The organism is Streptomyces sp. NBC_00237 (genome assembly GCF_026342435.1).
GTDB lineage: Bacteria > Actinomycetota > Actinomycetes > Streptomycetales > Streptomycetaceae > Streptomyces.
Genome location: NZ_JAPEMT010000001.1, coordinates 1546477 through 1565097 on the forward strand (window position 1 = coordinate 1546477; position 18621 = coordinate 1565097).

An 18621-nucleotide genomic window follows, 5' to 3' on the forward strand; every position below is an offset into this window, starting at 1 on the left:
CATCAGTTGCCGCCTCCTTGGACGCGCAGAGTGGTGGCCGGATCGCCGCGCCGCACCGCGAGCACCAGGACGACCAGCAGGGGTACGGCGACGACACCGGCCAGCAGCAGCGCGATCTGCCCCGCCGGGAGTTGGACGAGCACGTTCGGCAGCGGCTGCGTCGCCTGCCCGGTCAGCACGATCAGCGGCACGATCGCCCGGGTCAGCACCGCGCCCAGGGCGAGCCCCACGACCAGCGCGATGCCGATCAGGAGCGACTGCTCGGCCGCGATCAGCCGGGCCAGTTGCCTGGACGGCGTGCCCAGCGCCCTGAGCACCGCGAACTCGGCGGTGCGCTCCCGCAGCGAGCCCGCCGCGCCGACCGCGAACCCGACCGCCGCGAGGAGCGCCGCCACCACGGACACCGCGAGGAGCGCCGCCTGCGGGCCCGCGCCGAGCGGGTCGTCGTTCAGCTCCCGCAGCGTCTCGTCCCGTACGAGGACCTGCTGCGGGTCGATGTCCGGGCGCGCACGGAGCGACGCGGCGATGTCGGCGCCCTTGCCGGGAGCCGCACCCAGCCACCATTCGGAGGGCGGCACGGACATCGCCAGACGGCGGGTCAGTTCCAGGTTGAGGGCCCGCAGGTCGACCAGGAGCGCCCCGCCGTCGGCCTTCGCCGCGTCGGCGTCGGCGGTGGCGGGACCGGTGGTGGGCAACTGCTTCAGCGTCCCGGCGACGACGAGGGTCAGCCTCTCGCCGTGCACGTCGAAGTCGATCTCCGCGCCGGGCTTGGCCCCGGAGGCCGCCAGGAAGGCGTCCGTGGCGAGCGCCCGCAGCGGACGCTCGTTCGTGCCGACGGCGTCCACGCGCACGGTGGTGGTGCGTTCCTCCCAGCGCTCCTCGGGCGGAGCGGGGTCGACGCCCGACAGGAAGGCGGCCTCCATCAAGGTCCCCTCGACGGGCTGCACGGTGAGGGTCTTGACCGCGTCCGTCGCGCCGTCGCGGACCATCAGGGGGTCGACGGCCGTCCCGCTCCAGGAGAGGGCGGCCGGTGCGGGCACCGGCTTCCCGTCGGAGCCCAGCGCCCGGTGCAGCGTCAGGACCAGGGACTGGTCGGTGTCGAACGGCTGCGGGAGCGTCATCTCCAGGCCCGTCAGGTACAGCGGTCCGGCCAGGGGGCCCGCCTCCTTGACGGTGTCCACGCGCAACGCGGTCCGGCGGCCGTCGGCGGCGAGCCGTCCTGCGCGCAGCCGGTGGACGGCACCGAACCGGTCCTCCACGGTGGCGATGACCGTACCGGACACCGTGGACGGCTTGCCGTCGGAGCGGCGCAGCCCGAGGTCGAGGGTGAAGGACGCGCCGCCGCCCGGCAGTTCCACGCCGGTGCGCCGCTCGCCCTCGGGGACGCGCAAGCCCTCGGCCCGGGTGGTGAGGCTGTCGCCGTCCACGAGGTCCTCGCGCAGCATCAGCGCCTCGCCCGCCCCGGCGGTGTCCAGGGCCAGCACGCTCGCGACCGGCCCGTCCGACAGGGGCATCGGCAGCCGCGCGGCGGGCGCGACGGACCGTACGCCGGGAATCCTCCCGTACGCGTCCGCCTGCCCGGAGTCCGCCCGGGAGCCGGTGAGCACCCGCACCGAGGCCCCGCTGCGGAAGTCCGCCTGGTCCTCCTGCGAGCGGTCCCAGGACGCGCCCTGCCCGATCGCGAGCATGCCCATCGCGACGGCCAGCACCAGCAGCAGCACCGGGCCCGCCCCGCGCAGCGGACGCCGTCCCAGCTGCCAGCCCGCCAGCGCGGCGGGCAGCGAACGGCCCCGTGCCGCCCGTTTCTCGGCGAGCTTCGCCAGCGGCGGCAGCAGCCGCAGCGTCAGTACGGTGCCCGCGAGCAGCGCCAGCGCGGGCGCGGCCACCAGCAGCGGGTCCACCCCCAGCTCGCCGGTGCGGTCGCCGGTGAGCGGCCCGGTGCCGGAGGTCTGCCGGTCCAGCTGCCAGTACGCGACGACCGCGATCAGCAGCAGTGCCAGGTCCGCGCCCGCCTTCATCGGCGCGGGCACGGAGCGCCCCTTGCGGGTGCGGCCCGCCGCGATGGCCGGGGCGACGACGGCCGCCGCGCACCCGAGCCCCACCCCCACACCGACCAGCCAGATTCCCGCCGACCCGAACGGGCCGCCGGTCTCCAGCGTCAGCCCGATCCGCCCGAGCGCCCCCTGCCCGGACAGCAGCCGGGTCAGCGGCCCCGCGAGCAGCGGCGCCACGAGGGCGGCGGGCAGCGCGAGGAGCACGGCCTCGATCGCGGCCAGGCCGACGATCCGCTGCCGGGACCCGCCGCGCGCGATCAGGAGCTCCGTCTCGCCGGAGCGTTCCGCGCTCAGCAGCCGGGCCACGAGCAGCAGGGCGTACGCGGCGAGCAGGATCAGCTGGAGCGAGACGATCATCAGCGTGGAGCGGGCCACCAGGAGTGCCCGCTGCGCCTGGTCGAGCAGTGTGGGCAGCCCCTGCGCGACGTCGACGGCTCCCGTCGTGAACGGTGCGGTGGCCTTCACGTACCGCACGCCTCCTTGGGAGGCGGTGCGCAGGGCGTCGATCCGGGAGGAGTCCACGGTGCGGAAGTCGGCGGTGGCGAGCCAGGCGGACGTGCCCTGGGAGACCTGCCCGGAACGCAGCAGCGCCGGGTCCGCGAGCAGCGGGCCGTACGTGGTGAAGGACCCGGTCCGGATGCCTCGGCCGCCCAGCTCGTCCAGCTTCCAGTACGGATCGGCGGCCTGCTTCGGCGCGTACAGGCCGGTCACCCGGATGGTGCGCGGCGGGCCGGTGAGGCGGTCGGTGAGCGTGAGGACGGTGGGTCCCGCGGTCACCTTCAGCGCCTTGGCTGCGTTGTCGGGGAGCGCGACCTCGATGACGGTGCCGTTGCCGAAGCCCGCCGGGAGGGCTTTCGGCCAGGCTCCGGAGACCAGCCGTACCTTGCCGGGGTCCACGCCCGCGAAGCGGGTCAGGTCCGGGTCGCCCTTGCGGGCGGCCGGGGGCTGGAGGGTGCGGGGGAGCGCGTAGGGGCCGGACTGGTCGAGCGTGGTGGTGCGGGTGGGCAGCCCGTCGAAGGTGCGCCGGGCGGCCTCGGCGACGACCTTGTCGGCGGCGGGCCGGTTGTTCTTGTCGATGCTGCCGCTGGAGATGGTGAGCGCGGCGGCCGGGGCGTCGCGGGAGCCGAGCGAGCGGCGCAGTCCCGCGTCCCCGATGGAGCCGGAGAACGCGGTGAGCGCCGCCAGTACGGACGTCGTCAGCAGGACCGCGAGCAGCGCCGCCGTGAGCAGCAGCCGGTGCGCGCGCACCCGCAGAAAGACAAACCCTGACACCCGTCCCCCTGACGCCCTGCCTGGAAAGCGCTTCCGAAGCCCGTTGGCCGGTTCGGATGCTGTCAGACGATCAGAGGGACGAAAACCTTTCGCCGTTCCGGCTTGATGTGATCGTGACCGAATTCCGGTAGCGGATCACCGAGTTCCGCTGAAGGAAGGGCCCTTTTCGCCCAACTTCATTACCCAAAAAGGCGGTTCAGCCCTCACTGTTGACCATGGAGGCGGCGGCGTACGTCATGTAGTTCCACAACTGCCGCTCGTGCTCGGCCTCCAGGCCCAGCTCGTCGACCGCGTCCCGCATGTGCTTCAGCCACGCGTCGTGCGCCGCCCGGTCGACCTTGAACGGCGCGTGCCGCATCCGCAGCCGAGGATGCCCGCGCTCGTCGCTGTACGTACGGGGCCCGCCCCAGTACTGCATCAGGAACAGCGTGAACCGCTCCTCGGCCGGACCGAGGTCCTCCTCCGGGTACATCGGCCGCAGCAGCGGGTCCTCGGCGACTCCCTGGTAGAAGCGGTGCACCAGGCGTCGGAAGGTCTCCTCCCCGCCGACCTGCTCGTAGAAGGTCTGCTCCTGAAGCGTTCCCCGCGGAATCTCGTTCACCGTTCCATCGTCTCAGACACCCCGGCGGAGGTCTCGGGTCCTCGTCCCCGACGTCCCTGACCCGTTGCCCTCTCGCCAAGGGGCCCGTGCCCGCGCCACAGTGGGCGTATGGGCGCAACAGCGGAGTCCGGGGACCTGTACTCGTACGCCGAGGAGCGGGACTCTCTCGTACGGGAGATCGCCGCGGCCGGAGCACTGAAGGACCCGGCCTGGCGGGCGGCCTTCACGGACGTGCCCCGCCATCTGTTCGTGCCGTACTGGTTCCGGCCGGGGCCGGGCGGCTACGAACGCCTCTGGGCGGAGGATCCCGACCCCCGCCGCCGTGCCCGCTGGCTGCGCGGCACCTACGCGGACACCGCACTCGCCACCCGGGTGCGCGACGGCATCCTGCTCTCCTCCAGCAGCCAGCCCTCACTGATGGCCCGGATGCTGGACGAGCTGGAGGTACGGGACGGCCACCGGGTCCTGGAGATCGGCGCGGGCACCGGCTACAACGCGGCCCTGCTCTCGCACCGCCTCGGCGAGGACAGGGTGACCACCCTCGACCTCGACGCCGAGATCGTCGAGTCGGCGCGGGCACACCTGGCGAAGGCCGGGTACGCGCCGGTGGTGGAGGCGGGCGACGGGGCCGGGGGCTGCCCCGCACGCGCCCCGTTCGACCGGATCATGGCCACGTGCACGGTGCCGTCAGTACCCGCGGAGTGGCTGCGCCAGTGCGTGCCCGGCGCACGGATCCTCGCCCCCCTCTCGACGGGGCTGATCGCCCTGCGCGTCCGCGACGAGGGCTACGCGGAGGGCCGCTTCCTCCCCACTCCCGCCTACTTCGTCCCGCTGCGCGGGGGCCTCGCGACCCCCACCCCCCGCTACACGGGCGGCCTCCCCCGCACAGCACTGGAGAACGACCTCTTCCGCTTCCTGCTCTCCCTGAGCACGAGCAGCCTCGACCCGCACGAGGCCCTCGCGCTCTGGCACCTGGAGGGCCGCCCCCGCCGCGAACGCTTCGGCGTCACGGTCACGTCATCAGGCCAATGGGCCTGGCTCGACGACCCCGACGGCCCTTACGCCTGGCCCCTCTAGCGCCGCACCAGGGGCGCGAGGAACCGCGCGCCCATCCCGCCGAAGGCGGGCCGGGGTCCGGGGGCAGAGCCCCCGGCATTCACCCCGGCCCCGCCGGAAAACTCAGCCGCGCCGGATCGTGATCGTCGTCCACGCCCCGACATGCACCCGGTCCCCGTCCTGGAGCGGCACCGGCACATACGGCTGGATCGGATCCTCGCCCCCGTTGATCGTGGTGCCGTTCGTCGAGTTCTGGTCGACGACCGCCCACCCCCCGTCCGGCTGCTCCACCAGCACCGCGTGCTGATGCGAGACCCCCGGGTCCTCCGGCGGCACCGCGAGGTCGACGTCCGGGGACTCCCCGGTGGAGTGCCGACGGCGCCCGATCGTGATCTGGTTGCGCCCGCTGAGCTGGATCTGCTGCTCGGGCGAGTACGCGGGCAGGTTCAGACCGCCCGCCTCCGGCCCGCTGCGCTGCATCATCGCCATGAAGTAGTCGCGGTCCGGCGCCACGGTCGCGGACCAGTGCCCGCCACCCTGACCCTGCTGCGGGTAGCCGCCCTGCTGTCCCTGCTGGGGATACCCGCCCTGCTGCTGCGACGGCGGCGTCAGCATCCAGTCGTCGTCACCGCCACCGGCGTGCTGCTGCTGGCCCTGCCCCTGCTGCGGGTAGCCGCCCTGCTGGGGGTAGCCCCCCTGCTGCGGATACGGCTCCGCGGGCCGGTTCATCTGCGAGGGCCGCGACCCCTGGTACTCGTACGGGTCACGCCCCTGCTGCCCGTACCCCTGCTGCATGTGCGGCTGCTGAGGCTGTTGCGGCTGCTGGGCGTACGTGGCCTGCTGGGTGAGGAAGTTCCACCGGCACTCCTCGCAGTACGGCGCCATCGGCTCGCGCGGCGTGCGGCACTGCGGGCAGAGTTCCGCCTGGGCGGTGGCGTCGGGCCCGTACCCCTGATCGGGCTGCGGGTATCCGTAGGCGGGCGGCGGAGGCGGCGGTGCGACGCCGGCCATGCGATGGCCGCAGACCTCGCACCAGTCGTCGGAACCCGACTGGTGTCCGTTCGGGCAGGTCGGCATGTCGGCGCTTCCCCCTCTCCTCGTCCGGCCCGCAGGCCGTACACAGCTTTTCGGTGTCCCTCGGTCAAGAGACAGTCCGTGATCGAAAACGGTTGTACTGGTTCTTACTTCTTCACTCGGACGGTCTTCGTGGAACGCGTTTCGAGAGTCATCTCGTCCGCTTCCGCGACCTTCGCCTTCAGCCGCACAGTACCCGTCGCCTCGTCGACGACGTCCACCACCTTCGCAAGCAGTTTCGCAGTATCCGCGTTCCCCGACGCGGCCGCGAGCTGTACGGCCCGTCCCAGTTTGGACGTCGCGCCGTCGAAATCGCCCGACTTCCGCAGATCCAGACCCTGTTGGATTGCTTGTGCAAGTTCCGCCTGGCCCGTGTAGTGGGCGACCTGCGGATTGATGGACGTGGAGGCCACCATGTCGTCCGTCCACACCGCCCGCACCAGCCCCTGCGACAGCGTCTGCGGGGTGCCGCCCGCCGCGTCCGGGAGGATCAGCGAGACCCGCGCGGCCAGCATTTCCTGGCCCACACCGGCCTCCGGCACCGTCACGCACACGTGGTAGTCACGCGACTCGTCGCCCCAGGAACCCGTCGGGTAATCGCCCGCGCGGGGCCCCGCCTCGGTCCGCCGGGAGGTCAGCTCCTCGACCGTCGGAGCCACCTGCTTGACGAATTTGATCTCCACACCGACCGGCGTCCACAGCCGCAGATTCACATCCGCGACCTCCTTGCCCATCGCGTTCTCCATCATCTGCGTGAAGTCCGCGGCGAGCCCCGCCGGGTCCGCGACGATGTCCGCCGTACCGAGGAGCGCGGAGGCGATGCCCGTGACCTCCTTCACCTCCCAGTCCGTGCCCACCCCGCGGGCGTCGCAGGTGAAACGGCCCGCGACGGCCTCCAGGGTGGCGGCCAGGTCCTTCGGCGCCTCGTGCTCGTTGCGGCCGTCGGTCAGCAGGATGCCGTGCCGGATCGGCGCCTCGGAGGTGGCCAGGAGCCGGTCGGCCATCCGCAGCCAGGTGCCGATCGCCGTGCCGCCGCCCGCCGTGAGCGAACGCAGCGCCGCCGTGGCCTGCCCCCGGGTGGTCGCGTCGGCGACGGCCAGCTTGCCCTGGCCCGGGTAGATCTCCTTGGCCAGATGCGTACCGGCCACCACCGCGAAGGCGGTCCCGTCGCGCAGCGCACCGATCGCCGCCTCGGTGGCGTCACGGGCACCGCGCATCTTCGTCGGCGGATAGTCCATCGACCCCGAGCAGTCCACCATGATCACCACGGCCGCCGTGGGGGCGGCTCCGGGTATGTACGAGGGCGAGGCGGAGACGCCCGCCAGCGGTGCGCCGCCACTCGTGCCGCCGCCGGTCGACGTCACGGTGACGATCGCGTTGACCTCCCGGCCGCCCTCCGGCAGGTACTCGTTCTGGTACACGTCGACGGAGAACTGCGGCGCGTGGGACTTGGAGAAATTGGCCATCGAATCGGCTCCTGGTGAGTCCTGCTGAGTCCTGTGGGGTGGGGGGAACGGACGCCCGTGGGGGAGCGCCCTGGTGCGAAGGGATCGCGAAGGGATCGCGAAGGGATGCGAAGGGACGGACTACGCGTAGGCGGAGCCTGCCCCTTGCGGCAGCATCGGGAACGGCACGACCGCCACTGTTACGTTGTCGTGGCCCCCGCCGTCGAGCGCGTGCCCCACCAGCACCTGCGCGCTGTGCAGCGGACGCTGTGCCGCGTCGACGGGAACGGCCTGCGCCATCTCGTACGCGGACTCCGCGTAGTTCCACAGACCGTCCGTGCAGACGACGACCACTCCCGGCCGGTCCGGCTTGAACGACGCGGTGTGCGGATCGATCTCGTACGCGTCCGCGCCGAGCCACCCCGTGATCGCGTGCGCCCGGTCGTCGGCGTACGCCTCCGCCTCGCCCATCAGGCCCGCGGCGACCATCTGCGCGGCCCACGAGTCGTCCTCGGTGAGCCGGGCGGGCGGTGCGCTGCGGTCGTCCGGCACCCAGTACACCCGGCTGTCGCCGATCCAGCCGACGACCAGCAGGCCGCCCGCGACGATCGAGGAGACCAGCGTGCAGGCCGGTGCGTTCTGGTGGCGGTGCGGGTCGTGCTCCATCGGCTGCGCCTGCTGGGTGGCGAGCACGTTGACCGCCTCGGCGGCCGCCAGGATCGCCTCGTGCAGGGCCTGCTGCGGGTGGGTGCCGCGCGGCAGCGACTCCTGGAGCAGGGCGTTCGCGGCGCTCGCGGCGGCGGCGGACGCCTCGTCGGGGCGGGTCGCGGACGACACCCCGTCGCAGACCACCGCGATCGTGGCCGTCGAACCGTCGGGCAGCACCGCCTCCGAGATCGCGAACGAGTCCTCGTTGCGGTGGTGGCGCAGACCCCGGTCGCTGACGGCCGAGACCGTGCCCAGCTCGAACTCCTGGTGGTCGCGCTCGCGGGGCTGGGCGTGGCCGCAGTTCTCGCAGTAGCCGTCGGTGTCGATGCGCCCGGCCCGGCAGGCCACGCACACCTTCTGCTCGGCGGCCGCCGCGCCGGACGGGGCTCCCGCGCCGGGAGCGGCGAGGGCGTAGTCGTCCACGGAGGGCAGCGGGGGCAGCGGCAGCTCGACGACGGGCATGTCGGCGGTGTCCTCGCCGGTGTCGTCCAGGTCGCGGGCGGCCGCGTGGCGCCCACCGCCGAAGTCGGGTGCGGAGACGTCCTGGGTCGGCGGATGCGCGGACCGCTCGGAGGCGGGCGCGTGCGGCCCCGCCTCCCGGTCCGTACCCGATCCGTTGAGCGGGCGGCCCGGGGCCTGAGCCCGGGGTCCGGGCCCCGTGCCGTGTTCCGCCTCGTGCGTCCCGATGGCCACGGTCGGGCGGTCGGCCGGAGGCTCCGGCACCACCGTCAGGTCGTACCCGCACACCTCACAGAACGAGTCGCCCGTTTCCAGCGGCTCCTCGCAGCCGGGGCAGGCCGACAGCTGGTGCGTCTGCGACATCATCACACCCAAGTCCGGGGGCGGAGGCGGTTGGCCCGCTCCACCAGGTCGATCCTCTCGTCGCCGCGCTGCGCGAGCCGTGCGAGCACCCGGTACGAACGTTCCAGGCCGAAGCGCAGGCCCCGCTCGTCCAACGGGCTGCCGAGCAGCGCGGTCTGCACGGGGCGGGCCCCGTGCCCACCGGAGAGTACCCAGTCCAGAGCCGTGCCCAGCACCTCTGTGGCCAACTGCTCACGGCGTACGGCGTCCAGACCGAAGCCCTGGAGGGACTCCACCTGCGCCGCGGACGCCAGGAGATCGTCGATCAACGGCTCCTGCGCGGCGCGCCGCCGCAGCCTCGCCCGTACGGCCGCCACGCGTGCCGCCGTGTAGTGGATCGACGCCTCGGGCACCGACTCCAGCGTCCGTACGGCACCGGCCCTGTCGCCCGCGGCGAGCTGCACGCGCGCGAGGCCGAACGCGGCGCTCACGTAGCTGGGGTCCGTCGTCCACACCAGGCGGTAGTACTCCGCGGCGTTGTCCAGCTGGCCGAGCACCTCCGCGCACACCGCCAGCGCCAGCTTCGGCGCGGCCTCGCCGGGGAACGCGTCGTAGATCGCGTCGAAGGACAGCGCCGCCGTCTCATGGTCGCCCGCCGTCAGGGAGGCGACGCCCCGGTACCAGACCACCCGCCAGTCGTCCGGGTAGGAGCTCTCCAGGCCCTGCAAGGTCTCCGAGGCGGTGGGCAGTTCACCCATCTCCAGCCGGGCCCGCAGCTCGCGCAGCCGCCGCTCCACCGAGTCGCCCGGCGCCTGCTGGAGTGCCGTGATCAGCTCGGCCGGGGCCGAGGCCATCAGGCCCGCCAGGAACCCGGCGTTCGGGTCGTTCGGGTCGACGCGGGGAACCGGCAGGGCGAGCGCGGTGGTGGGTGCGTGGAGCGGCAGCAGGTACGCGGTCGCGTTCTCCGGCGCGACGGAGGGGGCCGTTCCGGGGGCGGCCGGGGGTGCGCCGGGAGGGGTGGGCGGGGCGCCGGGTGCCGCAGGAGGCATCGGGAGGGAGCCCTGTGTGGGGGCGTGGGCGACGGCGGCGGAGTGCTGCTGGCCGGGGGTGAGCCGGCCCGGCCCCTGGGCCAGGATCTGCGGCTGACCCGGCCCCTGGGACTGGGCCGGGATCCGGGCCTGCGCCTGCGCCTGTGCCTGCGCCTGTGCCTTCGTGCTCTGCTTCGTCCGGCGCGGCGCGGGCAGCGACCGTACGCCCAACTGCGAAACGGAACCCGTCAGTTCCGCGAACAGGCCGGTGTCCGTGACCCGCAGCTCCGGGCCGAACAGCGTCGACAGCGAGGGCCTGGGCTTCCCCGTCTGGAGCGCCACGACCTCCCGCAGGACCCCCGTCAGCTGGTCCGCCATCTCCGAGGCGGAGGCGAACCGGCGGGCCGGGTCGGGGTCCGTCGCCCGTACGAGAAGCCGGTAGAAGGACTCGTACTGATGGAAGACCGGAATGTTGTCCGGCTCCGGGAGGGAGTCCACGAAGACGTTCGTGTAGCCCTGGAAGTCGAAGGTGAGGACGGCGAGCGTGCGGGCCACCGTGTACAGGTCGGAGGCGACCGAGGGGCCGAGCTCGGCGACCTCCGGAGCCTGGTAGCCGACCGTGCCGTAGATCGCCGACTCGTCGTCGTCCATGCGGCGCACCGCACCCATGTCGATCAGCTTCAGCTGGTCCTGCTGCTGGATCGCGTTGTCGACCTTGAAGTCGCAGTAGAGCAGATTGCGGCTGTGCAGGTGGCCGAGGGCTTCGAGCGCCTCGATGCCGTACGCGCACGCCTGCTCGACCGGCAGCGGGTCGCGCTTGCCACCGGTGTCGCGGCGCTCGTTGGCGATCTCCTTGAGCGACTTGCCGCCCACGTACTCCATGACGATGTAGCCGTCGAGGGAGCCGGTGCGGGTGTCCAGGTGCTCGACGAAGTTGTAGATCCGCACAATGTTGGAGTGCTCGATCTCGGCGAGGAAGCGGCGCTCGGAGATCGCGGCGGCCATCGCGTCCTGGTCACCCGTGTCCAGGAGGCCCTTGAGGACCACCCAGCGGTCGGAGACCGCCTTGTCGACGGCGAGGTAGACCCAGCCGAGACCGCCGTGCGCCAGACAGCCCACGACCTCGTACTGGCCGTGCACCACGTCGCCCGTGCTCAGCTTCGGGACGAAGGAGTACGGATTGCCGCACTTGGTGCAGAAACCCTCGGTGCGCCCGGTCTTGGTGCCGCGCGAACGGCCCACCGGCGCCCCGCACTCGGAACGCGAGCAGAACCGTTTGCGCTCGGGCACCTCCGGGTTCTCCATGATCGCCGTACGGGGGTCGGGGCGCGGCACCTCGGGCACGGTGACCAGACCCGCGCCCAGCCGGTTGCGGCCGGAGGCGGCCGTCGACTTGCCGGAGGAGCGCACCGACACCGAGCGGGACGTCGTCGACCCGGACAGGGCGCGCGACAGGCGGCCGGATACGGAGCGCCGCGACGTCGCCGAGCGGGAGGAGCGGGACGCCTGCGAGGAGGCCCGGGAACTGCTGCGCACGGAACTGCTGTTGGAGCCCCGCGCGGAGCCCCGCGAGGAGTTCTTGCCGCCGCCGGTGATGCCCGTGGCGGTCGCGGCGATCATCCCGTTCGGCGACACCACGGGGGCGAGCCCGCAGGTGTCGCAGTAGAGCTCGCCGCCGCCCATGTCCTCGTAGTTGCCCCCGCAACCGGGGCGCTGGCAGGTCGTACTCATCAATTACCCCCGTTGGTGCGGTCGTTGGGCTCGTAGGTGGGTGCCGGGGGGTACCCGGCGGGCGGCCGTGGGGCTTCCGAAGGGCGTGGCGCGAGGACTTCCCTGGCCGTTTCCTGGTAGCGCAGCACCGCCTGCTCGGCGACGCGGAGGTCGCACGGGGCGCTCCACAGCATCCGGCGGGCCGCGTCGTAGCGCTCGATGAGCTGCCGGTCCTCCGCCATGCCGTGCCGGGCCACCTTCGCCCGGTACGCGTCCAGCCTGCCGCGCAGCTCGGCGCGGACGGCCAGCGGGGCGGTGACCGCCGTCAATGACTCCCGGGCGCGCATCAGTTCGCTCTCCGCGTCCCGCTCCAGCGAGTCCAGCAACGGCGAGAGGCGGTGCCACTGGGCGCGCCTGCGGTACTCGGCGGCCGCCGCGAGAAGCTCCTGGAGGGCGGTCGGCGGGCCGCTCACCGCGGGCACCTCGGACGCGGCGATCTTCGCGAGCACCTCGCCCCGCGCGGAACGGGCCTCGCTCAGGGTGCGGTCCGCGCGCGAGAGCACGTCCCGCAGCCGTACGAGCCGCTGCTCGGCGTCCTGCCGCACGGTCAGCACCGCGTCGACCTCCCGCCGCACCTCCTCCAGGGCGCGCGCCGCACGGTCGTAGCGGTCGGTGTCCGGGCGGCCTCCGCCGGGAGCCGAACTCCCGGGCGCGGGCCGCCAGAAGGCCAGCGGGTCGGACACCACCTGGGCGCGCAGCGTCGCGAGCTCCTGCGTGATCGACTCCAGGTCGTCGCCCGCCGGGTGCTCGCCGGGCCGTACGCCCACCGAGTGCGCCAGAGAACGCGTGCGGTGCAGCTCCGCCGCCAGGAGGTCTATCCGGGCGGGCAGCGCCGACCACACCGCGTCGGCCGCCACGACCATGTCGAGGGACGACGCGTACAGCTCGTTCATCCGGCTCACCAGGGCGGCGAGCGAGAACTGCTCGGACAGCTTCGCCGGGCCCGTGATCGACGCCGGAGCGCCGTGCGCGTGCGCACCGCCGGACACGGTGACGCCCTTGCCCGTCAGGACGTCGGTCAGCTCGGCGAGATCCTCCCGGCTCGGCCAGCGCCGCCGGGCCCGCACCTCGCGCGCACCCTCCAAGGCGGCCGTGTACGTGTCGAAGTACGTCCACAGCAGGGTGATCGACTGCTCGGCGGACGCCCACCGGTCCTTGGTGACCCCGGTCAGCTCCGCACCCTCCAGCAGGCGGCGGCCCGCATGGTCCTGGAGGGCGAGCAGCGACGTCTCGATCGCCTCGTGCTCGGCGCCGAGCCGCGCCAGCGCGCGGTCCGCCTGGTCCCGGTCGAGCACCGGGCCCTGGGCACTGCCCGCCGAGCCGGGGGACGATCCCGCGACGCCCATCGATCACCTCTCCTGCTTCTTGTCCGGACTTCTCGTACGGATGTCTCGTATGCGGATGTCCCGTGTGCGGGTGCCTCGTGAGCGGGCCGTCTCTTTGTGTGTGGGCCGTCTCTTTGTGTGCGGGAGCGTCTAGTCGAGGAACTTCGGAGCCGGTGGTCCTGTGAGCCCCTTGAGGTCCTTCGACAGCCACTCGTCGTACGACTTCTGCCACGGCCCCTTGCCGTACGCCGCCAGCACCTTGTTGATCCGGCGCACCAGGTCGGAGGCGCTCTTGTTCGTCGCGACGGCGTAGTACTCGGTGGTGAAGGGCTCCGTGCCCTTCAGCTCGATCGCCGGGTCCTGCGCCGCCTGGCTCGCGGCCAGCGCGTTGTCCGTGACGATCGCGTCCACTTGGCCGAGCTGGAGCCGCACCAGGCAGTCCAGTTGGTTGGGGACGAGGAGTTCGGGGGTGTTGAAGATCGCGCCGTGCGACTTCTCCGTCATCGCGTCGAGCGCCGTGGAGCCCCTCGCCATGCAGACCTTCTTGCCCTGGAGCGAGTCGTCGTACCCCGTGATCTTGGACTCCTTCGGGGCCAGCACCTGCTGTCCCGCCTGGAAGTAGGCGTGGGAGAACGCCACCTTCTTGATGCGGTCGCAGTTGACCGTCATCGTGCGGACCACGATGTCGACCTTGCCGGACTCCAGCATCGGGATGCGCTGACTGGTCGGTATCGCCCGGTAGATGACCTTGTCCTCGCTGCCCAGCAGCTCCTTCGCGATGGCCTTGACGATGTCGATGTCGAAGCCTTCGAGATTGCCGGAGGCCGGATTGCGGTAGCCCCAGCGGAAGCTGTTCTGGTCGACGCCCGCGACCAGCTTGCCGCGCGCCTTGATCTTCTCGATCGTGGGGCCGTCCACCGAGGCCGCGCGCAGGCTCTTCTCGGGCGCCTCGCAGTCGGGTGCCTTCGCGGCGGCCTGCGCGGCCGTGCCGCCCGTGGCGGACACCTTCTCGCTGCCTCCGTCGGTGGGCAGCGGCAGCACCGCGACACCCGCCGTCAGGGCGACCGCGGCACCCAGCGCGACCAGGCCCAGCCGCCAGCCGCCGCGCAGGGTACGGGCGGCCGTACGCGAACCGCCCTGTCCCGCCCCGGTGTTCTCGGCACCGGACCGTGCACCGGTCTTCCTCATCGCGCTCCCTTCGGCCACCGCGTCGTCGTGCGCTTTCTGTGCACCCCGCGCGCCATCCGCACCTCGCGCGCCCTGTGCGCTCCGCGCGCCCTCTGCGCTCCGTGCGTCGTCCGCGCTCCGTGCGTCGCGTCCGCCCATCCCCCTCATCACCTGAACTCCGAAAGCCTGCGCCCGATGCCCAGCAGTGCCGCGCCCGCCGCGAGCACGGCCAGTACCGCCGCGCCGATCGCCAGGCCCGACAGGGCGCCCCGGCCGTCCTCGGCCGCCTCGGTGAACTCGCGCTGCTCCCAGTCCAGGGCCGCCGCCAGCGCCTGGTCGACCTTGCTGAAGGACTGGCCCGTCGAGTCGCTCGTGCCGATGACCTTCTCCAGCGCCGCGTCGTAGTCGCCCTGGTTGTCGGTCTCGCGGGCGTCCTTGTGCTGGTTCTTCCAGACCTTCACGCTGTCCGCGGCCTTCTGCACCGGGCCCTTGCCCCCGCCGTCGTCGGCCAGCCGCCCCGCACCGGCCAGCTGCTTCTCCAGGTCGGCCATGCCGGTCGTGTACTCCGCCTCGTACTTGTCGTCGCCCTTCGCGGTGGTGACCGCGCCGCGCGAGACCAGGGTGAGGTTCTCGTTCGCCCGCGCCTGCAGGGAGCTGATGCGGGCGTCGTTGAGGACCTTCAGCGATTCCTGTCCGTACGTCCGCGAGTCGTCGAGGCCCGCCGCCGCCACCGTGTGCCCGACCGCCAGCCACAGCAGGACGGCGGTGGAGGCGACCGTCGCACCGAGCAGACCGTGGTTGAGCACCCGGTTCGTACGGCGGTAGTTGCGCCGCTGCGCCCAGCCGAGGCCGCCGAGCGCCAGCACGCCGAGCGCGAGCGCCACGTACGGCCAGGCCGTCGCGTCGTCGTAGTCGCGGTAGAGGCGGTCCGTCTCCTCGTCGTACAGCTTCTTCGCGGCGGGCAGCAGCTGGGTCGTCATCTGGTCGTTCGCGTACCGCAGGTAGGCGCCGCCCAGCGGCAGTCCCTGGCGGTTGTTGGCGCGGGCCCGCTCGATGAGGCCGGTGTAGCGGGGGAGCGCCTGGTTGAGCTTGGCGATGTGCTGCCCCGAGGCGCTCGTGCCCGAGGTGTTCGCCGCGGCCTTGACCAGCAGGCGGGATGCCTCGGCGATGTCGTCGTTGTACTGCTTGATCACTGCGGGCGGCTCCTGCGCGCCCGCGAGGAATCCGCTGGCGGCGGCCGTGTCGGCGTCGGCGAGGGAGCGGTAGATGCTCGCCGCGTCCGCGGACAGCGGCTGGCTGCGCGTCACCACGTCGTCGGCGGCGGACTTGCGGTCGGCGACCTGCCAGGCGGTCACCGCCCCGAACGCGATCACCAGCACCGCCAGCACGGCCCCGATGATCCGCAGGCGGCCGGGCTCGGTCGTCGCGGCGGCACGCAGCTTGTCCCTGCCCTCGGCCCAGGCGCTGCGGCGGGCGGCGGGCGGTGGGTGGTGCGGTTGAAGCGGCCCGGGTGCGGCGGGCGCGGCGGGCGTCGGAGCCACGGCGGTCCCCCCTGGGCCGCCCATCGGCGGGTGTGCCACGAGACCTCCCCCTCGGTCGTGGACGGCTGGCCCGCCCTCCGGCGGGCACCCCTCCACATGAATACGTCGGAGAGATCCGTTTGGTTCCCGTACGGGACCCCTGGCGATCATTTCGCCCGGGTCCCGCGGTGCCCAATTCGCGCCAGGGACATGCCACTTAATGGCCGATCCTATGTGTCGCCGCCCCCCGGGGCCATGGGTGCCCTCACCGGGCCCGTGTCCTCCGCATTTCCCCCACCTCACCCCGCCCGCCCAACCCCCTTGGGCGGCGGGGCCTGCCCGTCTCCGCCTCGCCTCCGTGGGCGGCGGGGCCTTCGCCTAGCCTCCTTGGGCGGTGGGGCCGCCCCCCGGGGGGGGGGGGGGGGGGGGGGGGGGGGGCGGAACGGGCGGGCAAGGGGGCGGCCCCTCTCGCTCCGGGCCCACCCCGGAGCGCCCCCGCCCCACCCCCAGGGCCCGCACCCGTCAGAAGGCCCCGCCCCACCCCCGTACCCCTTACGCGTAGTGCCCGCGCACCACCCGGTGCGCGTCCACCGGAGCCCCCACCCGGTCCAGCCCCATCAGCGCGGCCCCCAGCACGGGAGCCACCTCCACCACCCTCACCACCGCCTTCGGCGCCCGCTCCGCCAGCAGCGAGCCGATCCGCTCGTCCAGCTCCGGATGCCGGGCCGCCAGCACACTCCCCCCGAGCAGCACCGGCGCCTCCTCCTCCAGCAGCCCCAGCCGCCCCAACGCCACGGAGGACAACGCGACCACCTCGTCCGCCAGCCGGTGCACCAGGGACCGGGCGATCGCATCACCCCCCGCACTCGCCGAAAACACCAGCGGAGCCGCCTCGTGCAGCCGCACCGCCGGAATGCGCCCCAGGTGGAGCGCCTCCACGAGGGCGTACATCGACTCCACCCCGTAGTGCGCGGGCAGTATCCGAGCCAGCGCCGTCGGAGCCCCCCGCCCGTCCTCCGCCCGCGACCCGAACCACATCGCCTCGTCCGCGAGCCCCCCGCCCCCGCCCCAGTCCCCGGAGATCTTCCCGATCGCCGGGAACCGGGCCGTGCGCCCGTCCGGGAGCATGCCGACGCAGTTGATGCCCGCCCCGCACACCACCGCGACCCCGCGCGGCTCGTCCACCCCGGCCCGCAGGATCGCGAAGGTGTCGTTGCGGACCTCGGTCGTACGGCCCCAGCCGCGCGCCTGCACCGCCGCCGCCAGCTCCCTCTCCTCGACCGGGAGATCCGCGTTGGCCAGGCAGGCCGACACGTGCTCGACGCCTGCGACGCCCGCCGCTGACATGGCCGTCGCGACCGCGCCCGCGAGCACGTCGACCGCCACCTGCACCCCTACCAGGGGTGGCTGGAAACCGCCGCCCCTGCCGGTGCCCAGGACCCGGCCGTCCGCACCGATCACGGCGACGTCCGTCTTGCTGTTGCCCGCGTCGATCGCGAGGACGCTGCCGTCCTCGACGCCACGGGTGGTGCTCACGCCCACGCCAGGTGCTCCCTGTTGTGCGCGATCAGCTTGTCGGTGAGCGCCTCCGCGTACTCGAACTGGCCCACCAGGGGATGCGCGAGCAGCGCCTTGAAGACGCGCTCCCTGCCGCCGTGCAGGGCGGCCTCCAGCGCGAGGTTCTCGTACGCCGTGACGCCTGCGACGAGACCCGCGTACATCGGGTCCAGCGGTGCCACCTTCAGAGGCGTCGGCCCGCTCGCGTCGATGCGCGCCTGCGTCTCGATGACCGCGTCGGCCGGGAGGAACGGGAGGGTGCCGTTGTTGTACGTGTTGACCACCTGCACAGGTGATCCGCCGCCGCCCAGCAGCCCGGACGCCAGGTCGACGGCCGCCTCCGAGTAGAAGGCGCCGCCGCGCTTGGCGAGCAGCTCCGGCTTCTCGTCGAGGGTGGGGTCGCCGTACAGGGCCAGCAACTCCTTCTCCATGGCCGCCACTTCGGCTGCCCGGGAGGGCTTCGTGCCCAGCTCCCGTACGACCTCGTCGTGCTGGTAGAAGTACCGCAGGTAGTACGAGGGAACGACGCCGAGGCGGTCCACGACGGCGCGCGGCATGTGCAGGTCGGCGGCGATGGTCTCGCCGTGTTCGGCGATCAGCTTCGGGAGGAGGTTCTCGCCGGTCGGGCCGCCGAGACGTACTCCCAGCTCCCACGTGAGGTGGTTGAGGCCCACGTGGTCGAGATGGACCTCGGCCGGAGCGACGTCGAGCAGCTTCGCGAACTTCCGCTGGAAGCCGATCGCCACGTTGCACAGACCGACCGCCTTGTGACCGGCCTGGAGCAGTGCGCGGGTGACGATGCCGACCGGGTTCGTGAAGTCGATGATCCACGCGTCGGGGTTGGCCCGACGCACGCGCTCGGCGATGTCGAGGACGACGGGGACGGTGCGCAGCGCCTTCGCGAGGCCGCCCGCGCCCGTCGTCTCCTGGCCGACGCAGCCGCACTCCAGCGGCCACGTCTCGTCCTGGTTGCGGGCCGCCTGGCCGCCCACGCGGAGCTGGAGCAGCACCGCGTCGGCGTCCGCGACGCCCGCGTCCAGGTCGGAGGTGGTGGTGATGGTGCCCGGGTGGCCCTGCTTGGCGAAGATCCGGCGGGCGAGTCCGCCCACCAGGTCCAGCCGGTCGGCCGCGGGGTCGATCAGGACCAGCTCGCTGATCGGGAGCGTGTCCCGCAGCCGGGCGAAGCCGTCGATCAACTCGGGTGTGTAGGTGGAGCCTCCACCGACTACTGCGAGCTTCATGA

The 18621-nt window shown here is 73.0% G+C and carries 12 protein-coding genes; 1 reads left to right on the plus strand and 11 read right to left on the minus strand.

The genetic code is table 11. The features are described from left to right. Nucleotides 1-2: 2 nt before the first annotated feature. Together OG897_RS06840 and OG897_RS06845 are read right to left on the minus strand one after the other, a co-directional pair. Nucleotides 3-3326: an ABC transporter permease gene (locus OG897_RS06840; protein WP_266653851.1), complete on the minus strand. Its 3324-nt coding sequence runs from the start codon at nt 3324-3326 to the stop codon at nt 3-5. 196 nt (nt 3327-3522) lie between these two features. Next, on the minus strand, nt 3523-3927 hold the full coding sequence (locus OG897_RS06845) for a globin (protein WP_266653853.1): 405 nt from the start codon (nt 3925-3927) through the stop codon (nt 3523-3525). Between the two features lie 108 nt (nt 3928-4035). Here OG897_RS06845 and OG897_RS06850 point away from each other — a divergent pair, with 108 nt between their 5' ends. Continuing rightward, nucleotides 4036-5004, plus strand: a complete 969-nt coding sequence (locus OG897_RS06850; RefSeq protein ID WP_266653855.1) for a methyltransferase domain-containing protein — start codon at nt 4036-4038, stop codon at nt 5002-5004. Nucleotides 5005-5106: 102 nt separating this feature from the next. On the opposite strand, the gene OG897_RS06855 is transcribed toward OG897_RS06850, so the two are convergent. From OG897_RS06855 to OG897_RS06895, 9 genes are all read right to left on the minus strand, one after another. Next, nucleotides 5107-6060: an FHA domain-containing protein gene (locus OG897_RS06855; protein WP_266653857.1), complete on the minus strand. Its 954-nt coding sequence runs from the start codon at nt 6058-6060 to the stop codon at nt 5107-5109. Between the two features lie 104 nt (nt 6061-6164). Then, nucleotides 6165-7523, minus strand: a complete 1359-nt coding sequence (locus OG897_RS06860; RefSeq protein ID WP_266653859.1) for a VWA domain-containing protein — start codon at nt 7521-7523, stop codon at nt 6165-6167. A 120-nt stretch (nt 7524-7643) separates the two neighbouring features. After that, nucleotides 7644-9032: a PP2C family serine/threonine-protein phosphatase gene (locus OG897_RS06865; protein WP_266656625.1), complete on the minus strand. Its 1389-nt coding sequence runs from the start codon at nt 9030-9032 to the stop codon at nt 7644-7646. A 2-nt stretch (nt 9033-9034) separates the two neighbouring features. Continuing rightward, nucleotides 9035-11770 (minus strand): serine/threonine-protein kinase, encoded by a 2736-nt coding sequence (locus tag OG897_RS06870; protein WP_266653860.1) that lies wholly within the window; start codon nt 11768-11770, stop codon nt 9035-9037. After that, nucleotides 11770-13155, minus strand: coding sequence for a hypothetical protein (locus OG897_RS06875; protein ID WP_266653862.1), 1386 nt, complete (start codon nt 13153-13155; stop codon nt 11770-11772). Before OG897_RS06875 ends, OG897_RS06870 begins: the two co-directional genes overlap by 1 nt. A 129-nt stretch (nt 13156-13284) precedes the next feature. Then, nucleotides 13285-14322 carry a glutamate ABC transporter substrate-binding protein gene (locus OG897_RS06880; protein ID WP_266653864.1) on the minus strand — a complete coding sequence of 346 codons (1038 nt, stop codon included), beginning with the start codon at nt 14320-14322 and terminating at the stop codon, nt 13285-13287. Nucleotides 14323-14468: 146 nt separating this feature from the next. Next, complete coding sequence (locus tag OG897_RS06885) at nt 14469-15740, minus strand: hypothetical protein (RefSeq protein WP_266656627.1); 1272 nt, start codon at nt 15738-15740, stop codon at nt 14469-14471. Between the two features lie 633 nt (nt 15741-16373). Then, nucleotides 16374-17357: an N-acetylglucosamine kinase gene (locus OG897_RS06890; RefSeq protein WP_266653866.1), complete on the minus strand. Its 984-nt coding sequence runs from the start codon at nt 17355-17357 to the stop codon at nt 16374-16376. Further along, nucleotides 17354-18619: a 6-phospho-beta-glucosidase gene (locus tag OG897_RS06895; protein ID WP_266653868.1), complete on the minus strand. Its 1266-nt coding sequence runs from the start codon at nt 18617-18619 to the stop codon at nt 17354-17356. Before OG897_RS06895 ends, OG897_RS06890 begins: the two co-directional genes overlap by 4 nt. Nucleotides 18620-18621 lie beyond the last annotated feature (2 nt).